At 67.8% G+C, this 23,922-nt stretch carries 25 protein-coding genes and 1 pseudogene; 21 read left to right on the top strand and 5 right to left on the bottom strand.

The window, feature by feature from the left end; genetic code table 11:
• The first annotated feature begins 29 nt into the window (after positions 1 to 29).
• The 14 genes from L5G28_RS13715 to L5G28_RS13650 all read left to right on the top strand — a co-directional run bounded on the left by L5G28_RS13715 (position 30) and on the right by L5G28_RS13650 (position 12,722).
• On the top strand, positions 30 to 2,261 hold the full coding sequence (locus tag L5G28_RS13715; protein ID WP_237002023.1) for a serine/threonine-protein kinase: 2,232 nt from the start codon (positions 30 to 32) through the stop codon (positions 2,259 to 2,261).
• A 182-nt stretch (positions 2,262 to 2,443) separates the two neighbouring features.
• On the top strand, positions 2,444 to 3,766 hold the full coding sequence (gene hisD / locus L5G28_RS13710; RefSeq protein ID WP_237002022.1) for a histidinol dehydrogenase: 1,323 nt from the start codon (positions 2,444 to 2,446) through the stop codon (positions 3,764 to 3,766).
• Positions 3,763 to 4,881: a histidinol-phosphate transaminase gene (locus tag L5G28_RS13705; protein WP_237002021.1), complete on the top strand. Its 1,119-nt coding sequence runs from the start codon at positions 3,763 to 3,765 to the stop codon at positions 4,879 to 4,881. Before hisD ends, L5G28_RS13705 begins: the two co-directional genes overlap by 4 nt.
• Positions 4,882 to 4,883: 2 nt before the next feature.
• The gene (hisB, locus tag L5G28_RS13700; RefSeq protein WP_236998476.1) at positions 4,884 to 5,525 is read left to right on the top strand and encodes an imidazoleglycerol-phosphate dehydratase HisB; all 642 of its coding nucleotides are present in this window, start codon (positions 4,884 to 4,886) and stop codon (positions 5,523 to 5,525) included.
• A 28-nt stretch (positions 5,526 to 5,553) separates the two neighbouring features.
• Complete coding sequence (gene hisH, locus L5G28_RS13695) at positions 5,554 to 6,186, top strand: imidazole glycerol phosphate synthase subunit HisH (protein ID WP_237002020.1); 633 nt, start codon at positions 5,554 to 5,556, stop codon at positions 6,184 to 6,186.
• Positions 6,187 to 6,468, top strand: coding sequence for a hypothetical protein (locus tag L5G28_RS13690; protein WP_236998475.1), 282 nt, complete (start codon positions 6,187 to 6,189; stop codon positions 6,466 to 6,468). It abuts the gene before it with no gap.
• A 5-nt stretch (positions 6,469 to 6,473) separates the two neighbouring features.
• Positions 6,474 to 7,220, top strand: a complete 747-nt coding sequence (priA, locus tag L5G28_RS13685; protein WP_237002019.1) for a bifunctional 1-(5-phosphoribosyl)-5-((5-phosphoribosylamino)methylideneamino)imidazole-4-carboxamide isomerase/phosphoribosylanthranilate isomerase PriA — start codon at positions 6,474 to 6,476, stop codon at positions 7,218 to 7,220.
• Positions 7,217 to 8,071: an inositol monophosphatase family protein gene (locus L5G28_RS13680; protein WP_237002018.1), complete on the top strand. Its 855-nt coding sequence runs from the start codon at positions 7,217 to 7,219 to the stop codon at positions 8,069 to 8,071. Before priA ends, L5G28_RS13680 begins: the two co-directional genes overlap by 4 nt.
• The gene (gene hisF / locus L5G28_RS13675; RefSeq protein WP_237002017.1) at positions 8,068 to 8,961 is read left to right on the top strand and encodes an imidazole glycerol phosphate synthase subunit HisF; all 894 of its coding nucleotides are present in this window, start codon (positions 8,068 to 8,070) and stop codon (positions 8,959 to 8,961) included. Before L5G28_RS13680 ends, hisF begins: the two co-directional genes overlap by 4 nt.
• Positions 8,962 to 8,995: 34 nt before the next feature.
• Entirely contained in the window at positions 8,996 to 9,364 is a 369-nt protein-coding gene (gene hisI, locus L5G28_RS13670; protein WP_236998471.1) for a phosphoribosyl-AMP cyclohydrolase, read from the top strand.
• Position 9,365: 1 nt separating this feature from the next.
• Positions 9,366 to 9,545, top strand: a complete 180-nt coding sequence (locus tag L5G28_RS13665; RefSeq protein WP_236998470.1) for a tautomerase family protein — start codon at positions 9,366 to 9,368, stop codon at positions 9,543 to 9,545.
• Complete coding sequence (locus L5G28_RS13660; RefSeq protein WP_237002016.1) at positions 9,542 to 11,065, top strand: anthranilate synthase component I; 1,524 nt, start codon at positions 9,542 to 9,544, stop codon at positions 11,063 to 11,065. Before L5G28_RS13665 ends, L5G28_RS13660 begins: the two co-directional genes overlap by 4 nt.
• Complete coding sequence (locus tag L5G28_RS13655) at positions 11,062 to 11,733, top strand: TIGR02234 family membrane protein (RefSeq protein ID WP_236998468.1); 672 nt, start codon at positions 11,062 to 11,064, stop codon at positions 11,731 to 11,733. The genes L5G28_RS13660 and L5G28_RS13655 overlap by 4 nt, the downstream gene beginning before the upstream one ends.
• A gap of 230 nt (positions 11,734 to 11,963) precedes the next feature.
• Positions 11,964 to 12,722 (top strand): SigB/SigF/SigG family RNA polymerase sigma factor, encoded by a 759-nt coding sequence (locus L5G28_RS13650; RefSeq protein ID WP_237002015.1) that lies wholly within the window; start codon positions 11,964 to 11,966, stop codon positions 12,720 to 12,722.
• Between the two features lie 126 nt (positions 12,723 to 12,848).
• Here the strand turns inward: L5G28_RS13650 and L5G28_RS13645 are convergent.
• Positions 12,849 to 13,167, bottom strand: a pseudogene (locus tag L5G28_RS13645) (hypothetical protein); the annotation flags it as partial.
• Between the two features lie 167 nt (positions 13,168 to 13,334).
• Here L5G28_RS13645 and L5G28_RS13640 point away from each other — a divergent pair.
• Positions 13,335 to 13,802 (top strand): SRPBCC family protein, encoded by a 468-nt coding sequence (locus L5G28_RS13640; protein WP_237002014.1) that lies wholly within the window; start codon positions 13,335 to 13,337, stop codon positions 13,800 to 13,802.
• A 260-nt stretch (positions 13,803 to 14,062) separates the two neighbouring features.
• Here L5G28_RS13640 and L5G28_RS13635 read toward each other — a convergent pair whose 3' ends face one another.
• The 4 genes from L5G28_RS13635 to L5G28_RS13620 form a co-directional block, all read right to left on the bottom strand.
• The gene (locus tag L5G28_RS13635; RefSeq protein WP_237002013.1) at positions 14,063 to 14,659 is read right to left on the bottom strand and encodes a DJ-1/PfpI/YhbO family deglycase/protease; all 597 of its coding nucleotides are present in this window, start codon (positions 14,657 to 14,659) and stop codon (positions 14,063 to 14,065) included.
• Positions 14,660 to 14,748: 89 nt separating this feature from the next.
• The gene (locus tag L5G28_RS13630) at positions 14,749 to 14,952 is read right to left on the bottom strand and encodes a CDGSH iron-sulfur domain-containing protein (RefSeq protein ID WP_237002012.1); all 204 of its coding nucleotides are present in this window, start codon (positions 14,950 to 14,952) and stop codon (positions 14,749 to 14,751) included.
• Positions 14,949 to 15,605, bottom strand: coding sequence for a HemK2/MTQ2 family protein methyltransferase (locus L5G28_RS13625; protein WP_237002011.1), 657 nt, complete (start codon positions 15,603 to 15,605; stop codon positions 14,949 to 14,951). Before L5G28_RS13625 ends, L5G28_RS13630 begins: the two co-directional genes overlap by 4 nt.
• Positions 15,606 to 15,716: 111 nt before the next feature.
• Positions 15,717 to 16,412 carry a catalase family protein gene (locus L5G28_RS13620; RefSeq protein WP_237002010.1) on the bottom strand — a complete coding sequence of 232 codons (696 nt, stop codon included), beginning with the start codon at positions 16,410 to 16,412 and terminating at the stop codon, positions 15,717 to 15,719.
• Between the two features lie 223 nt (positions 16,413 to 16,635).
• On the opposite strand from L5G28_RS13620, the gene L5G28_RS13615 reads away from it, so the two are divergent.
• From L5G28_RS13615 to pyk, 6 genes are all read left to right on the top strand, one after another.
• Positions 16,636 to 17,640 carry an iron-containing redox enzyme family protein gene (locus L5G28_RS13615; protein ID WP_237002009.1) on the top strand — a complete coding sequence of 335 codons (1,005 nt, stop codon included), beginning with the start codon at positions 16,636 to 16,638 and terminating at the stop codon, positions 17,638 to 17,640.
• Positions 17,641 to 17,742: 102 nt separating this feature from the next.
• Positions 17,743 to 18,561 carry an indole-3-glycerol phosphate synthase TrpC gene (gene trpC / locus L5G28_RS13610; RefSeq protein ID WP_237002008.1) on the top strand — a complete coding sequence of 273 codons (819 nt, stop codon included), beginning with the start codon at positions 17,743 to 17,745 and terminating at the stop codon, positions 18,559 to 18,561.
• An 82-nt stretch (positions 18,562 to 18,643) separates the two neighbouring features.
• A complete protein-coding gene (gene trpB, locus L5G28_RS13605) occupies positions 18,644 to 19,951 on the top strand; it encodes a tryptophan synthase subunit beta (protein ID WP_237002007.1) in 1,308 nt (435 codons plus the stop codon).
• Complete coding sequence (gene trpA, locus L5G28_RS13600) at positions 19,948 to 20,748, top strand: tryptophan synthase subunit alpha (RefSeq protein ID WP_237002006.1); 801 nt, start codon at positions 19,948 to 19,950, stop codon at positions 20,746 to 20,748. The genes trpB and trpA overlap by 4 nt, the downstream gene beginning before the upstream one ends.
• Before the next feature lie 75 nt (positions 20,749 to 20,823).
• Positions 20,824 to 22,395 carry a prolipoprotein diacylglyceryl transferase gene (gene lgt, locus L5G28_RS13595; protein ID WP_237002005.1) on the top strand — a complete coding sequence of 524 codons (1,572 nt, stop codon included), beginning with the start codon at positions 20,824 to 20,826 and terminating at the stop codon, positions 22,393 to 22,395.
• A gap of 89 nt (positions 22,396 to 22,484) precedes the next feature.
• Positions 22,485 to 23,918, top strand: a complete 1,434-nt coding sequence (gene pyk, locus L5G28_RS13590; protein WP_237002004.1) for a pyruvate kinase — start codon at positions 22,485 to 22,487, stop codon at positions 23,916 to 23,918.
• Positions 23,919 to 23,922 lie beyond the last annotated feature (4 nt).

Here is a 23,922-nt window from a genome sequence, read left to right as displayed (position 1 = left end):
GTGAACACGCGGATCGGCGGTGGCCGACGATGACCGAGAGGCCAGCCGGAAGCGGTATGTCGCCAGGCGCCGAGTTCGCCGGCTACGTGATCGAACGCCGACTCGGTGCGGGCGGAATGGGCGAGGTCTATCTCGCGAGGCACCCTCGGCTTCCCCGGCACGACGCGATCAAAGTGTTGGCGTCGCACCTGACCGCCGACCCGGCATATCGGGCGCGGTTCGAGCGCGAAGCCGAACTTGCTGCGGGACTGCGCCATCCCGCCATCGTCGCCGTCTACGACCGAGGCGAGAGCGACGGACGCCTGTGGATAGCGATGGCCTATGTCGAAGGCCGCGACCTCGCCGAACGGCTCGCAGCCGAAGGTCCGCTCGCCGCGAACCAAGTCGCGTTCGTCGTCTCGACCGTCGGTGACGCACTCGACCGCGCCAACCAGCGCGGACTCGTGCACCGCGATGTGAAGCCGGCGAACATCCTTCTCAGCGACGACGGAGACGTCCTACTCGCCGATTTCGGGATCGCCCGCTCGCAACTGCCCGACTCCTCGTTGACTGCGACCGGAACTGCGGTCGGCACCCTCGACTTCGCCTCGCCCGAACAGTTGCAGGGGTTAGCGGTCGACGGACGCAGCGACCAGTACTCGCTGGCGTGCACCGCGTTCGCGTTGCTGACCGGCGGCGCGCCGTTCGCCGACAGCAGCGCGGCGCGGGTCATCTTGCGACAGCTCAACGAACCGCTTCCGTCGGTGCTTCCACGGCGCCCGGATCTGACGCAGGCGGTGGACGCAGTGCTCGCGCGGGCGACCGCGAAAGACCCGGCCCAGCGGTACGCGTCCGCGTCGGAGTTCGCGGCGACGCTGTCCGGGGCGCTCGCGCAGCACCCGGCCCCGCAGGCCGGACCGTCAGCCCCAGTCCACCAGCAGTACTCGCCGACCGTCCAGGCGCCGCCGACTCTGCCGCGCCCCGCGTCGAACAGGCGGCGGTTGCTCATCGCGGGCGGAGTCGTCGCCGTGGTCGTGGCGCTCGTCGTCGGACTGTGGGTCGGGGTTCCGCGTTTTCTGACGAGCGAAGGTGAGTACGTTCAGGAGCCGACCGACGCGGCGCGCGCCCTCGACCTGCCTGAGATCACACCGCTGCTCCCGTCATTGGAGACCAAGCCGACGGCGTCGACGTGGAGGTACCAGCCGCCGGGCGGCGACCAGTACGTCCGGGTGGCAGGCGCGGTGGGCGACATCGTGCTCGTCGGCCGCGATGGTGCGCTCGACATCGTGGACGCGGCGACCGCGAGACTGCGACGAACCGTGCCGATCGGCGGCGACGACGCCCCGGTCGAATGCGGTGCCGACGAGAAGGCGACGTGGGCGGTGTGCCGGGTCGGCTACGACGGCTCCCTGATGTTCTTCGACCTAGAACGCGGCGTGCGGACCGCATCCGAGGACATGCCGTCGAGCAGCGCCGCGTTCGCCGTCATCGGGAACGTCGTGGTGGTGGCGAGTGGGTCAGGCGAGTCCTTCGACGTCGAGGTGCTCGATCGGCGCGCCCACCGCCTCTGGTCACGGGAGTCGACGTCGTCCGTCGCTCTCGGCGGGCCGGTCGTCGGTGTGACGCCGCCGAAGGGGTCCGGGGCGTTCGCCGCCGAAGAGGTGGTCGCGGTGCGTGTCGCCGATAACAAGGAGGTCGCTCGGGTACCGGTGCCCGACGACCAGTATTCGGTGGCGCCCGAACTCACGCCCTACGCCACCGGGTTCACCCTCGCCGGTCACTTCTACGACACAGACGGCAGACGACTCGCAGCGCTGCCCGGCGACTGGCAGCCGATGTACGTCGCGCAGGGCACGTCGCTCACCACGCCTGCGCCCGGACTGCCGCTGCTCGCCGACCTCGACAAGAACATCGGCGTCGTCGATCCGGAGACCGGCGACGTCCTGTGGTCGCGGCGACTCGACGGCGCTTACAGCGCGCATGTGACGGCCGCCGGGCGGTCCGCGCTCATCGACAACATGGAGTCCGACGGAGACGCCGATATTCGGCCGTTCGCGTGGTTCGACGTCGCGACCGGCGCGGGCTCGTCGGCGTCCGGGTACGAGGTGTACGACATGCTCGGGACGGACGGTACCCGGGTCGCGGTGTCGGCGCGGGACGGTGTGCGGGTCTATGGTCCCGACCAGGACACTCCGTTGTGGACGCTGCCGGTCGAGGACGGCGGGTCCAGCGTCGTCTCGGCGGGCGGTCACCTCTATCTCCGTGGCGAACGGATCGTCTGACCGCTCCGGCACAACTCTCACGTATATGGACCCGCCAGCCGTAGATCCGGGCGGATCGGGTCGAGATTGTGAGGTTTGTGCCCACGACGTCGACTCGCATCGTGTGAGGCGACCGCAAACGGTTTGCGCGCACCGCATATCCTGGTGGGAGCCCAATCTGCAGACCTTGAGTGGAGATACCCATGCTTGCCCGTACCGACCTGCGGGGCACGGTCCCGACGCTGAGTGAACTGCGTCGCGCGCTGCCCCGTGGCGGAACCGACGTCAACGCCGTGCTGCCTCGCATCACACCGGTCGTCGAAGCGGTCGCCGAGCATGGATCGAGCGCCGCGCTCGACTACACCGAGCAGTTCGACAAGATCCGGCCCGCCGGCGTGCGGGTCCCCGCCGACGTGATCGCGCAGGCTCGCGAGGGCCTCGACGCCGATGTCACCGCGGCACTCGAGGAGTCGATCCGCCGAGCACGACTCGTCCACGCCGAGCAGCGACGACAGACCGTCGTCACCCAGGTGGTTTTCGGCGGGACGGTCGCCGAGAAGTGGATTCCGGTCCGTCGCGTCGGCCTCTACGTGCCGGGCGGCAACGCCGTTTACCCGTCGAGCGTGATCATGAACGTCGTTCCCGCCCAGGAGGCGGGCGTCGGCTCCCTCGTCGTCACCTCGCCCGCGCAGGCCGACTTCGGCGGCTGGCCGCACCCGACGATCCTCGCCGCGTGCTCGCTGCTCGGCGTCGACGAGGTCTGGGCGGTCGGCGGTGCGCAGGGCATCGCGCTCCTCGCCTACGGCGGCACCGATACCGACGGCGGAATCCTCGATCCGGTCGACCTGATCACCGGTCCCGGCAACATCTACGTGACCGCCGCCAAGCGTCTGGTGCGCGGTGTCGTCGGCATCGACTCGGAGGCCGGACCCACCGAGATCGCGATCCTGGCCGACGACTCCGCCGACCCGGCGATCGTCGCATCCGACATGATCAGCCAGGCCGAGCACGACGTCCTCGCGGCGTCGGTACTGGTCACCGACAGCGAATCGTTCGCCGACGCGGTCGACGCAGCCGTCGACGACGCCGCGAACGCCACCAAGCACGCCGAGCGGGTGCGGGAGGCTCTCACAGGCAAGCAATCGGGCATCGTCCTCGTCGACGACCTCGAAGCCGGCATCGCCGTCGTCGACGCGTACGCCGCCGAACACCTCGAGATCCAGACGCGCGACGCGGCCGCGGTCGCCGACCGCATCACCAGCGCCGGTGCCATCTTCGTCGGTGCGTTCTCTCCAGTCAGCCTCGGCGACTACTGCGCGGGATCGAACCACGTGCTGCCGACCACCGGATCGGCCAAGTACGCGTCCGGCCTGTCCGTGCAGACGTTCCTGCGCGGCGTCCACGTGATCGACTACGACCGCGATGCGCTCGCAGGCGTCGCAGGCCACGTCGTCACCCTCGCGAACGCCGAGGACCTGCCTGCGCACGGCGAAGCCGTTACTGCACGATTCGCGGGCGACCGGTGAGCGCGCCCGGCTCCGGGTTCACCCTCGCCGACCTTCCGCTGCGCGAGAACCTTCGCGGCAAGTCGGCGTATGGTGCGCCGCAGCTCAAGGTCCCGGTGGCCCTTAACACCAACGAGAATCCGCACCCGCCGAGCCAGGCGCTCGTCGATGACGTCGCGAAAGCCGTCGGCAGCGCGGCCGAGGAACTCCACCGCTACCCGGATCGGGACGCCGTGGACCTACGCACCGATCTCGCCGCGTACTTGTCGGGCGCGACGGGGGTCGCGTTGACCGTCGATAACCTGTGGGCGGCGAACGGCTCGAACGAGATCCTCCAGCAGGTTTTGCAGGCGTTCGGCGGCCCGGGCCGCACCGCTATGGGCTTCGTCCCGTCGTACTCGATGCATCCGATCATCGCCGACGGCACGCAGACGACGTGGATCCCGGCGCACCGCGCCGACGACTACCGTCTCGACATCGACGCCGCGATCGCCGCGATCTCCGAACACCGCCCCGACGTCGTCTTCGTGACGTCGCCGAACAACCCGACGGGGGAGAGTCTCGCCGCAGCCGATGTCGCAGCCGTCGTACGCGCGGCGCCCGGCATCGTGATCGTCGACGAGGCGTACGCCGAATTCTCCGACGAGCCGAGCGCGGTCAGCCTCCTCGACGAGTACGGCGACAAGCTGATCGTCTCGCGCACCATGAGTAAGGCATTCGCGTTCGCGGGCGGCCGACTCGGTTATCTGGCCGCCGCGCCCGCGATGATCGAAGCCCTGCTTCTGGTGCGTCTGCCATACCACTTGTCGGTGATCACCCAAGCGGCAGCGCGCGCCGCACTGCGCCACAGCGTCGAGACTCTCGACTCGGTGGCCGCACTCGTCGCCGAACGCGTCCGGGTCGTGGCCGCACTCACCGACATGGGGTACGACGTGAGCCCGTCAAACGCCAACTTCGTCCTGTTCGGCGAGTTCGCGGATGCTCCCGCGACCTGGCAGCGATACCTCGACGACGGTGTGCTGATCCGAGATGTGGGCATCCCGGGGCGGCTGCGTGCGACGATTGGACTGCCCGCCGAGAACGACGTCTTCCTGGCGGTCAGCGAGAAGCTGGCCGCCACCGAGCGAAAGCAGTGAGTGTGAGCAACGCAGGCCAGGATCGGATCGCTCGCGTCGAACGGACGACGCGTGAGTCGTCGATCGTCGTGGAGATCAACCTCGACGGCACCGGCGTCACCGACATCGACACCGGGGTGCCGTTCTTCGACCACATGCTGACGGCGTTCGGCGCGCACGGCAGCTTCGATCTGACGGTCCACGCGAAGGGCGACATCGAGATCGATGCCCACCACACGGTGGAGGACACGTCGATCGTCCTCGGCACGGCGATCGGGCAGGCGCTCGGCGACAAGAAGGGCATCCGCCGCTTCGGCGATGCGTGGATCCCGATGGACGAGACGCTCGCCCAGGCGATCGTCGACGTTTCGGGACGACCGTACATCGTGCACACCGGCGAACCAGAGCACTTGCTGACCGCCACGATCGGCGGCTACTCCGGCGGCGACCGCCCGTACACGTCGTATTCGACGGTCATCAACCGCCACGTCTTCGAGTCGATCGCCCTCAACGCGCGCATCGCCCTGCACGTGCGTGTTCTGTACGGTCGCGACCAGCACCACATCACCGAGGCCGAGTTCAAGGCCGTCGCCCGTGCGCTGCGTGAAGCCGTCGAACCGGATCCGCGAGTGAGCGGTGTGCCGTCGACGAAGGGGACGCTGTGAGCCGAGTGACTGCTGGGTGTGACCTGTGATGCGGAAGGTCGCGCTGCTCGACTACGGGTCGGGGAATCTCCGGTCGGCGCAGCGAGCGCTGGAGCGTGCGGGCGCCGACGTCGAGATCACGTCCGACTTCGACACCGCGCTGAACGCCGAGGGGCTGTTGGTTCCCGGTGTCGGTGCGTTCGAGGCGTGCATGGGGGGTCTGCTCGCGGTGCGCGGCGACCGGATCATCGGTCGCCGGCTCGCCGGTGGACGTCCCGTCCTGGGCATCTGTGTCGGTATGCAGATCTTGTTCGACCGCGGTGTCGAGTTCGACGCCGAGACGCCCGGTTGCGGCGAGTGGCCGGGATCGGTGACGCGACTGCAGGCCGATGTGCTGCCGCACATGGGATGGAACACGGTGCAGGCGCCGGAGGGGTCGACGTTGTTCGCGGGCATCGACGACGACGCGCGCTTCTACTTCGTCCACTCGTTTGCGGCGCAGGAGTGGACGATGGACTCGGCGGGATCGAAGATCGCTCCGCCGCGCCTGACCTGGTCCGATCACGGCGGTCGATTCCTGGCCGCCGTCGAGAACGGGCCGCTGTCGGCCACCCAGTTCCATCCGGAGAAGTCAGGTGACGTGGGGGCGCAACTGTTGACCAACTGGATCGGGAGCTTGTAGATGGCGGGGACCAGACGACCGGCAGCTGCCGACTTCTCGTTCGGGAAGATGGTGGCGTACTCGCTCGGGGCTGCGACCGGGGTGATCATCGTCGCGGCGATCGTGATCCTGTTCGTCGCGCAAGTGTCGCCGACTGCGGCTCTCATCGTCGCGCTCGTCGCGGTGGTCGGGGTGGTCGCGGCGATCGCCTTGGTGTCGAGGCGGATGATGTCCGGTGTGCAGGCCGAGATAGACGAACGGCGTGCCCGCGCGGCGGCACGCGATGAGGAAGCGGGAAACTGAAAGCAATGAGTAAGACTCTCGAACTGCTCCCTGCGGTCGACGTCGTGGACCGGCAGGCGGTCCGCCTCGTCCAGGGCGAGGCGGGGTCGGAGACCTCGTACGGTTCGCCGCGGGACGCCGCTCAGGCGTGGCAGGCAGGCGGAGCACAGTGGGTTCACCTGGTGGATCTGGACGCGGCGTTCGGTCGCGGCGAGAACCGTGCGCTGCTCGCCGAGGTCGCGGGCGAACTCGATGTCAAGGTCGAGTTGTCGGGCGGCATCCGTGATGATGCGACGCTCGAAGCGGCGCTCGCGACGGGTGCGACGCGCGTCAATCTGGGGACGGCCGCCATCGAGAACCCCGAGTGGTGTGCCCGGGCGATCGCCGAATACGGCGACCAGATCGCCGTCGGCCTCGATGTGTTGCGCGACGGTGAAGCGTGGCGCGTACGGGGCCGCGGCTGGGTGACCGACGGCGGAGACCTGTGGACGACGCTGGAGCGCCTCAACGCGGACGGCTGCGCCCGCTACGTGGTGACCGATGTGAGCAAGGACGGCACGCTGAGCGGGCCCAACCTGGAACTGCTCGCGCAGGTGGCGCGCGCGACCGATGCGCCCGTCGTGGCTTCGGGCGGCGTGTCGACGGTCGCCGACCTGGTCGCGATCGCCGAACTGACCGACCTCGGAGTCGAGGGAGCGATCATCGGCAAAGCGCTGTACGCGGGCCGGTTCACGTTGCCCGAAGCGCTGGCCGCGGTGTCCGCGACGAAGTGACCACTGTGCCCGCTTCCGCAGCCGACATCGACCTGCCGCGTCTGCTCGGCGTCGCCGACGGCATCCTCGGCTCGGTGGTCGGCGAGTTCGTCGACGGTCTGGGCTCGCCCGGGTCGGTGCGCAAGAAGGGCGACGACTTCGCGACGGACGTCGACCTGTCATTGGAGCGTCGGATCGGGGCCGAACTCGTCGATCAGACGGGGATCGGGGTGCACGGCGAAGAGTACGGCGGTCCCGCCGCCGACTCCGGACCGGTCTGGATCCTCGATCCGATCGACGGCACCTTCAACTATTCGGTCGGTCTGCCGGTCGCCGCGATGCTGCTGGCTCTCGCCGTCGACGGTGAACCGGTCCTCGGCATCACCCGGCTGCCCTTGCTGAACCAGCATTACACGGGGATCGTCGGGCAGTCGTTCACGGTGAACGGGGAGCAGACTCCGCGGCTTGAACCCGGACCGTTGTCGTCGGCGGTCATCGGCTGCGGCGCGTTCAACGTGCGGTCGGGCGGACGGTATCCGGGGACCGGTCGGGCGGCGCTGTACTCGGCGTTGAGTCACCGGGCCCGTCGCCTGCGGATGACCGGTTCCACCGGTACCGACATGGCGTACGTGGCTGCGGGAATCTTCGGCGGCGCAGTGTCGTTCAGCTATCACGCGTGGGACAACGCGGCGGGCACCGCACTCGTACGTGCCGCGGGCGGTGTGGCGACCGATGTGCACGGGCAGCCGTGGCGGGTCGGCTCGCAGTCGCTGGTGACCGGCGATCCGCAGCTTCATGCAGAACTACTCGAGGTCATCGCCGACAGCGGTGTGGCCGGAGACGACACGATCGAAAGCAAGGTGGACCAGTGAGTGTGGCGGTGCGTGTCATCCCGTGCTTGGACGTCGACGACGGCCGAGTGGTGAAGGGCGTCAACTTCGCGAATCTGCGGGATGCCGGCGACCCGGTGGAACTCGCGGCGCGTTACGACGCGGAAGGCGCGGACGAACTGACATTCCTCGACGTGACCGCATCGAGCTCGGGTCGGTCGACGATGATTGACGTGGTTCGCCGGACCGCCGACCAGATCTTCATCCCCCTGACCGTCGGTGGCGGTATCCGCACCGTCGACGACGTCGACGCGATGTTGCGGGCGGGCGCCGACAAGGTCAGCGTGAACACCGCGGCGATCGCTCGTCCCGACGTGCTCGACGAGATGAGTCGCCGGTTCGGCTCGCAGTGCATCGTCCTGTCGGTCGACGCGAGGACGGTGCCCGATGAGCCGGGCGCCGGGAGCGAAGCGAGCGGGCCCGATAGGCAGGGCGCCGGGAGCGAAGCGAGCGGGCCCGATAGGCAGGGCGCCGGGAGCGAAGCGAGCGGGCCCGATAGGCAGGGCGCCGGGAGCGTAGCGACGCCGTCGGGTTGGGAGGTCACCACGCACGGTGGTCGGCGCGGCACCGGCATCGACGCTGTCGAGTGGGCCGCGCGCGGCGCCGAGTTGGGCGTCGGCGAGATCCTGCTCAACTCGATGGACGCCGACGGCACCAAAGACGGTTTCGACTTGGCGATGATCCGGGCGGTCCGCGCGGCCGTCTCTATCCCGGTCATCGCATCCGGAGGCGCGGGCACGGCCGACGACTTCGCGCCTGCCGTCCACGCGGGCGCTGACGCGGTCCTGGCCGCGTCGGTCTTTCACTTCGGCGACCTCACCATCGGTCAGGTCAAGGACGCGATACGCGCAGACGGCATCACCGTCCGCTGACCGTTCATACATTCTCTCGACCAAGGAGCCTCCCATGGCACTGCCCGCAGAGCTCGCGGCGCGACTCAAACGCGGCCCGGACGGGCTGTTCGCGGCCATCGCACAGGAACGCGAGACCGGTATCGTCCTGATGATGGCGTGGATGGACGACGAAGCGCTCGAACGCACGCTCGCCACTCGTCAGGGCACCTATTTCTCGCGGTCCAGACAGGACTACTGGGTGAAGGGCGAGACCAGCGGCCACACCCAGTACGTCCACGACGTCCGTCTCGACTGCGACGGCGACGCACTGCTGCTCGTCGTCGACCAGGTCGGTCCCGCCTGCCACACCGGAAACCACAGCTGTTTCGACACCGAGTCGCTCGCTTTCGCCGACTCGGTCTCCGACGACGAAAGGCGTTGACATGCCGCTCATTCAAATCTCGCAGACTCAGGGCCTGTCGGACACCGTCAAACGCGAGACGATCGCCGCGGTGACCGAGGCGTACGCCAAGGCGACCGGTAAGAATCCCGACTCGGTGTGGGTGACGATCACCGAGATTCCGCGTAGTCAGTGGGGCGTCGGCGGGGAACCGCTCGGATGAGCGCGCACACCACGTCGCTGTCGGAGTTCCTCGACCTGGCGGCCGCCCACCGGGTGGTCCCGGTGACCCGGAAGGTGCTCGCCGACTCGGAGACGCCACTGTCGGCGTATCGCAAACTGGCCGGCGACCGGGACGGGACGTTCCTGCTGGAGTCGGCGCCCAATGGGCAGTCGTGGTCGCGGTGGTCGTTCATCGGCGCGGGTTCGTCGGGTCTGACGGTCGTCGACGATCAGGCGCACTGGTGGGGGACCGTCCCGGCGGGCGCGCCCGTGGGCGGTGACCCGCTGGCGGCGCTCGCTGAGTCGCTCCGTCTGCTGCAGACTGAGGCGTTCGCCGACATGCCGCCGTTGACCGGGGGGTTCGTCGGGTTCATGGCCTACGACTTCGTTCGACGACTCGAACGTCTGCCGTCGATCACCGACGATGATCTCGGCCTGCCGGACATGTTCTGGCTCTTGACCTCCGAGTTGGCCGCGTTCGACCACCACGAGGGCACCATCACGCTGATCGCCAACGCGATCAACTGGGACGGTTCGGACGAGCGGGCCGAGGAGGCGTACGCGGACGCGGTCGGCCGACTCGACGTGATGACGGCGGCGTTGGCGGCGTCGGCGCCGTCGACGGTCTCGACGTTTGAGCGGCCGACCCCCGACTACACTTCGCAGCGCACGCTCGACGAGTATTCGCGGATCGTCGACGACGTGGTCGAGGCGATCGAGGCGGGGGAGGCGTTCCAGGTGGTGCCGTCGCAGCGGTTCGCCGTCGACACCGACGCCGACCCGATCGATGTGTACCGCGTGCTGCGCGCATCGAACCCGAGTCCGTACATGTATCTCGTGCGGATACCCGGCGTCGAACGTGATCCGTTCACGATCGTCGGGTCGTCGCCGGAGGCTCTCGTCACCGTCGCCGACGGTGTGGCGACGACGCACCCGATCGCAGGCACTCGTTGGCGTGGCGGCACCGAGGAGGAGGACCAGCTTCTCGCGAAGGGCCTGCTCGAGGACGAGAAGGAGAACTCGGAGCATCTGATGCTCGTGGACCTCGGCCGCAACGATCTGGGGCGGGTGTGCGAGCCCGGCACCGTCCGCGTCACCGACTACCGACGGGTCGAACGCTACAGTCACGTGATGCATCTGGTGTCGACCGTGTCGGGTCGTCTCCGGGACGGCAGGCAGGCGCTCGACGCGGTCACCGCCTGCTTCCCGGCGGGGACGCTGACCGGCGCGCCGAAGGTCCGGGCGATGCAGATCATCGAAGAGCACGAGCTCACGCGTCGCGGCCTATACGGCGGCATCGTCGGGTACCTCGACTTCGCGGGCGACGCCGACACCGCGATCGCGATCCGCACCGCCCTCATGTCCGGCGGTACGGCCTACGTACAGGCGGGCGGCGGCGTCGTCGCAGACAGCGACGCCGAATACGAGTTCAACGAGGCACGCAACAAGGCGACGGCGGTACTCAACGCGGTCGCCGCAGCCGGCACCGTCACCAGGGTCGGCGGAGAGGATCGGGTATGACCGACAGCGAGCAGGCCACCGGAGGCTCGAGGTCGGGCGGCCGCCGTAGGCAGGGGATCGCCGGACTGTTACTGGCGATCGCCGCTATCGTTCTGTGGACCGTGTCCCGGATGCGATGGGCGGAGGTCATCGCCGAAGACGGGCTCGGCGTCCCGCGCACCTTCGATGTCAACGGTTCGGACTGGAGCCCGTGGCTGGTAGCCGTGGCGCTGCTGTTCGTCGCCGGCATCGTCGCGCAGTTCGCGGTGAGCGGATGGGTGCTCCGGCTCGTCGCACTCATTCTCGCGCTCGCCGCGGTTCTGTCAGCGGTTCCGGCGATCTCGCTGATCAACAACGGCCAAAACAATATGTTCGCGGCCGATGCCATCGATCTGGACCCGAAGTACGACGTTCGCGTGATCCTGACGTCGAACACTCCGGCCTACCTGTTGCTCGTCGGAGCGGTCTGTGCGGCGATCGCCGCGGTCCTCATGATGCGGGGCGCGACGGCGGGCGGCATGTCGTCGAAGTACACCTCTCCGGCGGCGCGCCGTGAGGAGCTCGAGAAGAAGGTGTTCGCCGAACGCGAGCGCGCGGCTCGCGGCGAGGAGACGGAGTCCGACGGCAACGAACGCCTCCTGTGGGACTCGCTGGACAACGGGGTGGATCCCACCGACGAACGCCCGTAGTCCCTTCGCCTGGCTCCCTATTCTCTTTGCCTGGTGCCCTAGGCTCCTCCAGTCCCTGGCCAGCGTGCAGGCCAGCGGGTAACGTCGAAGTCACTCGGTTCAACCAACAGCCGAGTTCCCATGCCGACCATAGAGACGCTGCTGACAGCGTCCAGGCATTCACATCACCGCACCGCAGGCGACGCCGCGTGTGTCGCGATCTGTGCGGTCGACGTAGGAGGGACTCTGGAATGACGAATGACGAGTACGACCACGTGAGAGCTCTGCTGACCGAACGTGCGTCCTTACGATATGACGACCCACGCCGCGAGACGCTGCGAGATGAAGCGGTCGTGGCAGGCCTCCCGCTCGCCCAGCACATCGCGCAGCGGTTTTCGGGCAGAGGCGAGAACCGCGATGATCTCCTGCAGATCGCGCGCCTCGGCCTGGTGCAGGCCATCGATCGGTTCGAGCCCTCCCGCGGCGCCGAGTTCCTGTCGTTCGCCGTCCCGACTGTGATGGGCGAGGTGCGCAGGCACTTCCGGGATCGAACCGCGATGCTGCGGGCTCCTCGCCGCCTGAAGGACCTCTCGGTTCAGCTGCGCGAGAGTGAGAGTCGGATGACACAGGTCCTCGGCAGGACGCCGACGCGACGCGAGTTGGCCACCGACCTGGGTGTCGACCTCTGGGAGGTAGAGGAGGCGCGACGCGCCGCGGCCGCGACGGCGACGGTGTCGCTCGACAGCCCGGCGGGCGGTGACGGCGATCGGCCGACGAGCGAACGGGTCGGCCGCGAGGACCCGCGCTACGATCTCGTGAACGATGCGCAGACGCTCCGTCCCGCGCTGGCACATCTGCGTCCTCGTGAGCGGAAGATCATCGGTCTCCGCTACTTCGAGGACCTGTCGCAGAGTGCGATCGCAAAGCGCATGGGGATGTCTCAGATGCACGTCTCCCGACTGCTTCGACGGTCGATCGCTGATCTACAGTCCGAGCTCGTCGCGGGCTGACGTCGCAGCGAAGGAGCGGCCGACCGGTCCGACCGGTCGGCCGCTCCTTCGCTGGTGTGTGCGTTACGGCTTGAGCATCACTTTGACATAGCCGTCGGCCTTGCGTTGGAAGCAGCGACTCGGCCACGGCGATCCGTGCGGTTCCATCCCCACCGCATCGATCACGGAATCAGTTCCCCGACCATCGGTTCGATCACGGACGAGTCCGAGGATTGTCACCGACCCGCCGTCGGGAACGTTCGCGTACTCGACCGCCTGCCAGGCGGTCGGAAGGACGTCCGCCTGCGACTGAACCGTACAGACTCGAGTATCCGAACAGCGCGGCACCGGTGCCCTGGTCGCGGACCTGGGTGGTCTCGCACTGGGTGTAGAGGGTGGAGGTCACTTCGATCACTGCATCGGTAGGCTCGTGGATTCTGGGATCGGGGACGTCCTCGACCCGCACGTCGCGCTTACCCTGCCATGTCCATGCCGCCGCTACCCGGGATCTTCTTGACGTACGCGTCTGTCGTCGCTGTCATGGCTCTCGCCGCCGGAACCGCCGGCGAAACATCGGAGAGCACATCAGTTCTCGGGGTTGCCAGTCTGGTCGGCCTTCGGCACGGTGGAGTCATGAGCGATCAAACGAGTGTCACAGTGCAGCGAGTCATCGAGGCCCCGGTCGATCACGTTTTCGACGTGCTCAGCAACCCGGAGCGCCACCAGCGGTTGGACGGGTCGGGGTTCGTTCGGAGCGTCGACCACGCCGACCGCATCCAGCAGGTCGGGCAGGTGTTCACGATGAACATGGAGGGTCCGCACATGGGCGGCGAGTACCAGACGGACAACCACGTGACGGGCTACGCCAAGGACAAGCTGCTGGCCTGGCAGACGGCGCCCGCGGGCACCGAGCCGCCCGGTTGGGAATGGGTATGGGAACTCGAATCCCAAGGCCCGGACAGCACATTGGTCCGGCACACCTACGACTGGTCGAAGGTCACCGACAAGGATCTTTTGGAGAAGATCAAGTTCCCGCTCGTGACCGAAACCCAACTCGAGGACACGTTGGCCCAGCTCGCGGCCGAGGCGGCGACCGACTGAACACTGACGCGCACGGCCTCCGACACCCCGCCAGCCCCCGCGAGACGGCTCGAGGGCCGGCGGGGATGAGGACCGCCTCAGCGTTCGAGTGAGCCGATGAAGTCGAGCAGTTCCGCGCGCACTCTGCCCTTCGGGGCCGCGTCAGGCCCAACCCAGTCGATCCACCATTTACGCGGCGAAACGTCGGTGGTGGGACTCCGGGGATTCGACGAAACGCCGGTGAAGCAGTGAGGAGCTTCGCGGGAACAGAAGTTACGCGGCTACCCTGCGGCGAAAACGTCGACGATCTTCGCGCAGAACGCAGGCAGGTCGTCCGGGTTCCGACTCGACACCAACGACCCGTCGACGACGACCTCGCCGTCGACGACTGTACCGCCCGCATTCTTGATGTCGGTGCGAACACTCGGATATCCGGTCAACGTGCGGCCTCGGACCACGTCGGCCTCCACCAGGGTCCACGGGCCGTGACAGATCACGCCGACAGGTCGGTCCGCATGCATGCAGCCGCGAACGAAGTCGACCGCATGCGCATCCTGACGAAGCTTGTCGGGGTTCGTCGTACCACCGGGTAGGAGGAGTCCGTCGAAGTCGGCCACGGCGACGTCGGCGACCACACGATCGACACGGAATCGGTCGGCCTGCTCCACGTCGCCGTTCATCGCCTGCACTTCTCCGGGCCGCAGCGATACCAGCGCCGTGGTCGCTCCAGCTTCTTCGACGGCATCGCGGGGCGCAGTCAACTCGACCTGCTCCACGCCGTCGGCGGCGAGAATCGCGATCGTCTTTCCGTCGAGAGGCTTATCGGTCGAGCCTCCGTGCGTCGTCGCGCCGTGATGCGTCTGATTGTTATCGGCCATCGTCCTCTCCTTTCACCATGTGTCAGTTCATCGCCACACGTGTGTGCCGGGGTACCCGCGACAGCGGGTGGGGTAAACGTCGGAGTGCGTCACCGCCGACGAGGGCGCAGCAGCCGGCGATGGCTCGCATCGCACAGCGGCGCGTTCGCGCTGAGCCCACACGCGCAGATCGCGACCTGGAATCGGTCGCAGTGGACGAGCGATCCGTCGGGTCCCTCGATGTCTACTGGACCGTCAACCAGGATCGGGCCCTTCTCGATCACCCGGACCCTTCTCGGCTGTCCGCCGGTCATCTCGGAGCCTCGCTTCCGATCACGGCGATCGACTCGGTGCCCGCGTGCGGATCCAACAGGCCAGCGGCGACGAGGCGGGTGCGCCGCGAGGTCATGACGCGGCCGAATGGGATCTCGCGCTCGCGCACCACCGCGGAGCGCAGCCCGGCCGCGCGCAACGCGTCGAGCGAACGCGGCACGTCGGCGAGTTCGGACTGCACGATGAGCATCGCGCCTCCCGGCGCGAGCAGGCGGGGGCCGACGACACACAGCACGTCGAGGACGGCGCGACCGTCGGGGCCCGCGTTCCACGCGTGACTCGGTCCGTCCGCGGAACTCGCACTGCCCGGCGGTGTCGGCACATACGGTGGATTACAGGTGACCAGGTCAAATCCTTCTGGACCGAATCCTTTTGGGTCGAATCCGGTCAGGTCGATCCCGGCCAGGTCGGCGTGGACGACGTTCAGTTCCACGTCGGCGTAGGCTGCGCGCCGACGGGTCGCGGCGACCGCATTCGGGCACGAGTCCACCGCAGTGACCTGGGCGCCTGCACGTGCGGCGGCGACCGCGACCGCACCCGAACCGGTGCAGAGGTCGAGTACTCGCACCCCGCGCAGGTCCCTATCGGTCATCGCGTCGATGAGCAACGCGGTGTCCTCTTGCGGTTGATACACGCCGTCCCGGACGACGTGCGCCCCAAACGCGTCAGATGCAGACGGGGCAGATGCAGACGGGGCAGATTCGGATCGGGTAGATCCGGTCGCGGCGAGGGGGACAGACATGAGTCAGCCGTTCCTCCCGCGGTAGCCGGCTCGGCAGACGTCGTCCCACCAGTCCCGCACGGGACGCACTCGCTGCGGCGTTCGCATCGGATCGAAGTCGATGTCGTCGGGCAACTGCGCGCCACCGAACTCAACAGTGCCGATCGGGGCGGTCGGCGCGCCCTCGCGCTTCGCGGCGAGTGTGAGGACGGCGGGCGTCTGAAACAGCGAACTCGCCAACGCGTGCGTGTCGAGTCCCGTTCCGGTCGTCGGGGCCAGCAGTTCCCCGGATATGCGCCAGCGCGACTCCCCGTACTCATATTCCCTGTAGTCGTCTTCCCCGTAGTTGTATTCCCCGTAGTTATATTCACAGTCCGCAGTGAGCGGGACCCGGTCCCAGCCGATAGCGGGTCGGACGATCGGGAGTCTGACGATTCGTCGTGCCGGCCCGCCCAACATCAGATCCCAGCCGCTGTCACCGGCCGCCTCGGGCAGGAATCGCACCGCGGCTCCTACGACGTCGGGGGCCTTCCCAGGAAGGCCGAGAGCCTTCGATACGCGCACGGTCACCGGACCCGATGCGATCGGCAGGTCGCTCGATTCGGCGACGAAGTGTCCGGCGAAGACGAGACCGTTGCGGTGCAGCATCCGACCGCCCTCGTCCGGAGTGAGTCTGTCGATCACAGGATCGACGACTGAGGCGAACGTTGACGAGTTCATGAGTGGACCTCCAGTTCGTGCCGGTACGTGCGGCCACACCGTCCATAGTGTCCGGCGTTGCTGACGTGGAGTACCCATTTCGCGGAATGTCAATCGCGCGCCGCCGGGCGTTCGGAGTTTGAATGTGGCTGAGCCGGGGTAACTTACGTCTGTGGAGCCCATACGTCTGTGGCGCCCGTGGAGAGCGCAGGACGGACGGCGCGAGGAAGGACAGGTGGCATAGATGGTTGCAGTGTCGGCGTCGCGGATCGGCCTGGCGTCGCTGCCCGCTCCGCGCGGCCCGGTGTCGGAGGAACTCGTTGACGCTGTGCGAGCGGACTCCGCGCACGCGCCAGCGCACGTTCGGGTGCCGGACGACGTCGACCCGTGGAGCGATGACGTCCAGCTCGCGTTGACCGTATGCCACGAACTCCACTATCGGGGTTGGGTGGACGCAGGCCGTGATTGTGAATGGGATCCGGTCGTCATAGCGGCCCGGGTCCGCCTCGAAGAGGCTTTCCTCGACGCCGTCGAACAGGAATGCCCGCCGTCCGCGGAGGGCCGGACCGCAGACGCGGAACTCGGTGCTCTCGCGAGTTCGGTGCCGACGGGCGCGTCCGAGTTCCTGCGCAGGCATGGGACCGAGAGCGAGTTCGCCGACTATTTCGCCGTACGGTCGCTCTATCACTTGAAGGAAGCCGATCCGCACGCCTGGGCGATCCCTCGTCTGCGGGGCCAGGCCAAGGCCGCGTTCGTCGCTGTGGAGTTCGACGAGTACGGCGCAGGCCACGGAGACCGCGTCCACCAGGAGTTGTTCGCGGACCTTCTGTCGGCGATGGGCTTGAACGACGCCTACCTCGGATATCTGTCGACGGCTCCCGCACTCGCGCTCGCGCCGGTGAACCTCATGTCGTGCCTCGGGCTGCGTCGTTCCCGCCGAGGCGCGACCGTCGGACACTTCGCGGCGACCGAGGTGACGTCGCCGCTCGGGTCGGCGCGACTGCTCGCCGGACTGGAGCGGATCGGTGCGCCCGAGGAGGCTCGACGGTTCTACCGCGAGCACGTCGAGGCCGACGCCGTCCACGAACTCGTGATGCGAGATCAGGTCGTCGCGCCGCTGCTCGCAGACGAACCGTCGCTCGAAGACGACGTGTTGTTCGGCATCGCCGCGCTGCAGGTCGTCGAGGACCGTCTCGAGTCCGCGTTGCTCGACGCATGGAACTCTGGAGCGTCACTGACCGGGGTCTGACCCCGCCCGTCCCGTGCGGACACACCCCGGACACACCCCGGACTGTGGCCCCGAGAACGGCTTGCCTACTCTTGAGGCACAGCGCGAGAAAGGGGCGTCGCAGTGAGCGATCAGTCAGTGCTCGATTCCATCATCGACGGGGTCAAGGCGGATGTCGCAGCGCGCCAAGCTGTCCTCGATCTCGCTGCCGTGAAGGAGCTCGCGGCCAAGGCGCCCGACCCCCGCGACGCGACTGCTGCGCTGCGGCAACCGGACATCGCGGTGATCGCCGAGGTCAAGCGAGCGAGTCCGTCGAAGGGTCAGTTGTCGAACATCGCCGACCCGGCGGAACTGGCGAAAGCGTACGAGGCCGGGGGAGCGCGCGTCATCAGCGTGCTCACCGAGGAACGACGGTTCAAGGGATCGCTCGCCGACCTCGACGCCGTCCGCGCCGCCGTCGACATTCCGGTGCTGCGCAAGGACTTCATCGTCGGCCCGTACCAGATCCACGAGGCTCGCGCGCACGGCGCGGACGTCATCCTGCTGATAGTCGCGGCTCTGGAACAGAAGGCGCTCGCCTCGTTGCTCGACCGGACCGAGTCCCTCGGGATGACAGCACTGGTGGAGGTCCACACCGAAGCCGAAGCCGACCGCGCCCTCGAAGCCGGAGCGACTGTCGTGGGTGTCAACGCCCGCGACCTCAAGACCCTGCAGGTCGACCGTGACGTCTTCTCGTCGATCGTGCCGGGCCTGCCGTCCGACATCGTGCGCGTCGCCGAGTCCGGTGTCCGCGGCACCGCCGACCTCCTCGCATACGCGGGGGCGGGCGCCGACGCCGTCCTCGTCGGTGAAGGCCTGGTGACATCCGGAGATCCGCGCACCGCAGTCTCCGACCTGGTGGCGGCCGGCGCACACCCGTCGTGCCCCAAGCCTGCGCGCTGACCCCGGTTCGCCCAGCCCGCGCACCGGTCGCGTCCACCGAACCGCGCCGATATTCAATTGCCGTTCCGCGACCCAGACGAGGATGATTGACCCCGTGACCGATCCGACCGAATTTCCCAAGGCAAGCGACGGCGTCGCGAACGTCTCGCCGATCGGACCCGACGACAACGGCCACTGGGGCGTCTACGGCGGACGCCACGTCCCCGAAGCGTTGATGGCCGTGATCGACGAGGTCACCGCCACCTACGAGAAGATGCGCAGCGACCGGGAGTTCCTCGACGAACTCGACCGGCTGCAGCGCGACTACGCCGGGCGGCCGTCACCGTTGTACGAGGCGGAGCGACTCAGCGAACTCGCGGGCGGCGCACGACTGTTCCTCAAACGCGAGGACCTGAACCATACGGGTTCGCACAAGATCAACAATGTCCTCGGCCAGGCACTGCTCGCTCAGCGGATGGGGAAGAAGCGTGTCATCGCCGAGACCGGCGCGGGCCAGCACGGTGTCGCCACCGCCACCGCGTGTGCGCTCCTCGGCCTCGACTGCCTGATCTACATGGGGCGTGTCGACACTGAACGCCAGGCGCTCAACGTCGCCCGAATGCAGTTGCTCGGCGCCACGGTCGTCGCCGTCGAATCCGGGTCGGCGACCCTCAAGGACGCGATCAACGAGGCGCTGCGCGACTGGGTAACCAACGCCGACGACACCTACTACTGCTTCGGCACCGCGGCCGGGCCGCACCCGTTCCCGATGCTGGTCCGCGACTTCCAGCGGATCATCGGGATGGAGGCGCGTCGTCAGATCCAGGAGAAGACCGGACGTCTGCCCGATGCCGTCACCGCGTGCGTGGGCGGCGGCTCGAACGCGATCGGCATCTTCCACCCGTTCGTCGACGACGCCGACGTACGACTCGTCGGTTTCGAGGCCGCGGGCGACGGCGTCGAGACCGGTCGCCACGCCGCGACCTTCACCGGCGGCACCCCAGGGGCCTTCCAGGGCGCCTACTCGTACCTCCTGCAGGACGAGGACGGCCAGACCGTCGAATCGCACTCGATCTCCGCGGGTCTCGACTACCCGGGCGTCGGACCCGAGCACGCTCACCTCAAAGACATCGGACGGGCCGAGTACCGCCCGGTGACCGACACCGAGGCGATGGACGCGCTGCAGCTGCTGTCCCGCCGCGAGGGCATCATCCCGGCGATCGAGTCAGCGCACGCGGTCGCGGGCGCACTCGAGCTCGGCAAGGAACTGGGCGAGGGGGCGATCATCGTCGTGAACCTGTCCGGTCGCGGCGACAAGGACGTCGACACCGCGGCGACGTGGTTCGGGCTGTACGGCAAGCCGCCGTCGGAGACCGAATACGCCGCTTCTATCGCAGGGGACAACCAGTGACCACCGCACCCGCCAGCCGCCTCGGCGAGACCTTCGCGGCCTGCCGCGCGGAGAACCGCAGCGCACTGATCGGCTACATGCCGGTCGGCTACCCGGACCTGTCGACGTCGTTGGAGACGCTGCGCACCATGGTCTCGGCGGGCTGCGACATCGTCGAGATCGGCATCCCGTACTCGGATCCGGTCATGGACGGGCCGACGATCGCGAAGGCCGCCGTGCACGCGCTCGCCGGCGGCACCCGCGTGCGTGACGTCTTCGCCGCGGCCGAAGCCGTCGCTGACGCGGGCGCCAAGCCGGTCGTGATGAGTTACTGGAACCTGATCGGAAAGTACGGTGTCGACGCGTTCTCGCGGGACCTCGCCGCAGCAGGCGGAGTCGGCGTCATCACCCCGAACCTGATTCCGGAGGAGGGCGACGAATGGCACGCCGCGTCCGACGCCCACGACCTCGACCGCATCTATCTCGTCGCGCCGTCGTCGACGCCCGAGCGGATCGCGACGACCGTCGACGCATGCCGAGGGTTCGTGTATGCGGCGTCGACGATGGGCGTGACCGGCGCCAGGTCGTCGGTGTCGAACCTGGCGCCCGACCTGTGTGCGCGAGTCCGCGAGTACTCGGACATCCCGATCGGCGTCGGCCTGGGCGTCCGCAACGGTGACCAGGCCGCCGAGATCGGGGCATACGCGGACGGTGTGATCGTCGGCTCGGCGATCGTGTCCGCGGTCGACGAAGGTCAGCCGGCCGTCGCCGCCCTGATCGACGACCTCGCGCGGGGCGTACGGCGCGCGCGAATCTGACGATCCTCTAGTGCCGGGCGTCGAACGCGGCGTCGCGTTCGAGGAGGTCTCGCCCGGTGCACTACTGTGGCACGTGTGACTGCCGGACACGTTCTTGCCTACCTGCCGAGCCCGCCGCAAGGCGTGTGGACTCTCGGACCGTTGCCCGTCCGCGCGTACGCGCTGTGCATCATCATCGGCATCGTCGTCGCCGTGTGGTGGAGCGACCGTCGGTGGCGTGCCCGGGGCGGGCAGCCGGGCGACGTCCTCGACGTCGCGCTCATCGCCGTTCCGTTCGGTCTGATCGGTGGCCGGATCTACCACGTCATCACCGACTGGTGGCGGTATTTCGGGGACGACGGGAAGGGGCTCGGCGCCGTATTTCAAGTGTGGGACGGCGGTCTCGGCATTTGGGGCGCGGTGGCATTCGGTGCCGTCGGCGGATGGGTCGGCTGCCGGTGGAAGCGCATCAAGCTTCCGTCGTTCGGCGACGCCATCGCTCCCGCGATCCTGGCGGCCCAGGCCATCGGCCGGCTAGGCAACTACTTCAACCAGGAACTCTACGGCGAGCCGACGACCGTTCCGTGGGGTCTGGAACTGTTCGAACGCGTCGACCCGGACACCGGACGAAGCGGTATCGCTGTGATCGACGGCGTCTCGAACGGCAACGTCCTGGAAGTCGCTCACCCGACGTTCCTGTACGAACTGCTGTGGAACCTGCTCGTCGTCGCGCTGCTGGTGTTCCTCGACAAGCGATTCCAGATCGGCCACGGCAGGCTGTTCGCCCTCTACGTCGCGGGCTACTGTGTCGGCCGGTTCGGCATCGAGCTGATGCGCACCGACGAGGCGACTCACATTCTCGGTCTGCGCGTCAACGTGCTGGTCTCCGCGCTGGTATTCCTCGGCGCCGCGCTCTACGTCGTGATGGCACCGCGCGGCCGCGAGACCGGGCTGTCGATGTTCTGGCCAGACCGTGCCGAACAGCTCGCCGACGAGGGGCACCTCGGATATGTCCCGCCTGCACTGGACGACGACGAGTATCGAGACGACGAGTATCCAGACGACGAGTATCCAGACGACGAGTATCCAGATGACGAGGATCCAGATGACGAGGACGGGGAATTCGCGGTTCCCGACGAGCCTGATGAGCTCGACGAGTCAGATGAGCTGGACGCGGGCTGGGCTGCGAGTGGGACCGACACCGGGGACGAATTCGACGAGTTCGATCAACTGGACGATGAGGCGGAGAGTGTCGACGACCAGACCGGAACGACCCACGATGGGACTGACCCCGACGTGCTCGAGGACGGCCCAGTAGAAGACGCGGCGGAGCTCGAGGCCGCCACATCTGACGCTGTCGAGCCCGAGACTGTCGACCCCGAGACTGTCGAGTCCGAGGCTGGCGAGTCCGAGGCTGGCGCGTCGGAGACTGACGAGTCCGACGTGTCCGATCCGGAAGCCGATGAGCAGGCTGCCGAATCCGAGGCCGAATCCGAATCCGAGGCCGAATCCGAATCCGAATCCGGACGCGGATACACGATCGTGTCGAGCCTCGACGGGCTTGACCTCGACGAGATCGCCGTCGTCGAAAGCACGTCGGGGCACGACATCGGGGCCATCGAGATCCGGTCGAACGATTCAGAGGAATCCGACAAGGGTGACGCCTGACGGGCGTCGGCAGGCGAACAAGGGGTTAACCACCTGGGGTACGCGCCAGTAGGTTCGAATTGTGCGCGCCCGCCGGATAGCCTTGGGGGGTGACTCGTCGAACCAAGATCGTTTGTACTCTGGGCCCCGCTACCAACACCGAAGAAGGGATCACCGCGCTCGTCAAGTGCGGAATGAACGTCGCCCGAATGAATTTCAGCCATGGTGCGCACAGCGACCATCGCAGTGTCTACGAGGCGGTACGTGCGGCCAGCGTCAACACAGGTACAGCGGTGGGGGTCCTCGCCGATCTTCAGGGCCCGAAGATCCGTCTCGGCAAGTTCGAAGACAACGGACGTCCTAACGGGGCGGTCGACTGGAACAACGGTGAGCAGATCCGGATCACGGTCGACGACGTGATCGGCAACCACGATCGCGTGTCGACGACCTACTCGCAGCTCGCCCAGGACGCTCGTCCCGGTGACCGGCTGCTCGTCGACGACGGGAAGGTCGGACTCACCGTCGATCACGTCGACGGCAACGACGTCGTCTGCAACGTCACCGAAGGCGGCACCGTCAGCAATAACAAGGGGCTGTCGATGCCCGGGATGAATATCTCGGTGCCCGCGATGTCGGAGAAAGACGTCGCCGATCTCGAGTTCGCGTTGGAACTCGGCGTCGACATGGTCGCTCTGTCGTTCGTCCGGAGTCCCGCCGACATCGAACTCGTGCACGAGGTAATGGATCGAGTCGGTAGTCGTGTGCCGGTCATCGCGAAGCTCGAGAAGCCCGAGGCGATCGACAATCTCGAAGCGATCGTCCTCGCGTTCGACGCGATCATGGTCGCGCGCGGTGATCTCGGCGTCGAGATGCCGCTCGAGCAGGTGCCGCTCGTACAGAAGCGCGCCATCCAGATGGCGCGTGAGAACGCCAAGCCCGTCATCGTCGCGACACAGATGCTCGACTCGATGATCGAGAACTCGCGGCCGACGCGCGCCGAAGCATCCGACGTCGCCAACGCCGTGCTCGACGGCGCCGACGCTGTGATGCTGTCCGGTGAGACGTCGGTCGGCAAATACCCGAACGAGACGGTGCAGACCATGGCGCGGATCGTCACCGCGGTCGAGGAGGGCACCCGCGACGTGCCCGAACTGACGCACGTGCCCCGTACTCGCCGCGGCATCGTGACGTTCGCTGCCCGCGACATCGCCGAACGTCTCAACGCGTCGGCGATCATCACCTTCACCGAGTCCGGCGACACCCTGCGACGCGTAGCCCGCCTGCACCCGCGCGCTCCTCTCCTCGCGTTCACCGCGACGGAGGCCACCCGGAACCAACTCGCGCTGAGTTGGGGGGCCGACCCGATCCTCGTGCCGCGGATGAAGAACACGGACGCGATGATCGATCAGGTCGACGAGGTCCTGACCGCCAACGGCCGGCTGCAACGCGGGGACACCGTCGTGATCGTCGCGGGTGCCCCGGCGTCCGTGATCGGTTCGACCAACTTCGTCCACGTGCACCGCATCGGCGAACAGGACCACTGAATAC

Origin of the sequence: Gordonia liuliyuniae, from assembly GCF_021739025.1 — a bacterium.
Classification (GTDB): domain Bacteria; phylum Actinomycetota; class Actinomycetes; order Mycobacteriales; family Mycobacteriaceae; genus Gordonia; species Gordonia liuliyuniae.
This window is presented reverse-complemented; position numbering and strand designations above follow the sequence as displayed.

Bases quoted from the DNA above. Each gene is read 5' to 3' on its own strand.
- hisI (WP_236998471.1), top strand. From the start codon at position 8,996: ATGGCACTGCCCGCAGAGCTCGCGGCGCGACTCAAACGCGGCCCGGAC.
- L5G28_RS13635 (WP_237002013.1), bottom strand. From the start codon at position 14,659: ATGGCCGATAACAATCAGACGCATCACGGCGCGACGACGCACGGAGGC.
- hisD (WP_237002022.1), top strand. From the start codon at position 2,444: ATGCTTGCCCGTACCGACCTGCGGGGCACGGTCCCGACGCTGAGTGAA.
- L5G28_RS13640 (WP_237002014.1), top strand. From the start codon at position 13,335: ATGAGCGATCAAACGAGTGTCACAGTGCAGCGAGTCATCGAGGCCCCG.
- L5G28_RS13620 (WP_237002010.1), bottom strand. From the start codon at position 16,412: ATGAACTCGTCAACGTTCGCCTCAGTCGTCGATCCTGTGATCGACAGA.
- priA (WP_237002019.1), top strand. From the start codon at position 6,474: ATGAGTAAGACTCTCGAACTGCTCCCTGCGGTCGACGTCGTGGACCGG.
- L5G28_RS13655 (WP_236998468.1), top strand. From the start codon at position 11,062: ATGACCGACAGCGAGCAGGCCACCGGAGGCTCGAGGTCGGGCGGCCGC.
- L5G28_RS13690 (WP_236998475.1), top strand. From the start codon at position 6,187: ATGGCGGGGACCAGACGACCGGCAGCTGCCGACTTCTCGTTCGGGAAG.
- L5G28_RS13660 (WP_237002016.1), top strand. From the start codon at position 9,542: ATGAGCGCGCACACCACGTCGCTGTCGGAGTTCCTCGACCTGGCGGCC.
- L5G28_RS13615 (WP_237002009.1), top strand. From the start codon at position 16,636: ATGGTTGCAGTGTCGGCGTCGCGGATCGGCCTGGCGTCGCTGCCCGCT.
- L5G28_RS13715 (WP_237002023.1), top strand. From the start codon at position 30: ATGACCGAGAGGCCAGCCGGAAGCGGTATGTCGCCAGGCGCCGAGTTC.
- L5G28_RS13650 (WP_237002015.1), top strand. From the start codon at position 11,964: ATGACGAATGACGAGTACGACCACGTGAGAGCTCTGCTGACCGAACGT.
- hisH (WP_237002020.1), top strand. From the start codon at position 5,554: ATGCGGAAGGTCGCGCTGCTCGACTACGGGTCGGGGAATCTCCGGTCG.
- L5G28_RS13665 (WP_236998470.1), top strand. From the start codon at position 9,366: ATGCCGCTCATTCAAATCTCGCAGACTCAGGGCCTGTCGGACACCGTC.
- L5G28_RS13630 (WP_237002012.1), bottom strand. From the start codon at position 14,952: ATGACCGGCGGACAGCCGAGAAGGGTCCGGGTGATCGAGAAGGGCCCG.
- trpB (WP_237002007.1), top strand. From the start codon at position 18,644: ATGATTGACCCCGTGACCGATCCGACCGAATTTCCCAAGGCAAGCGAC.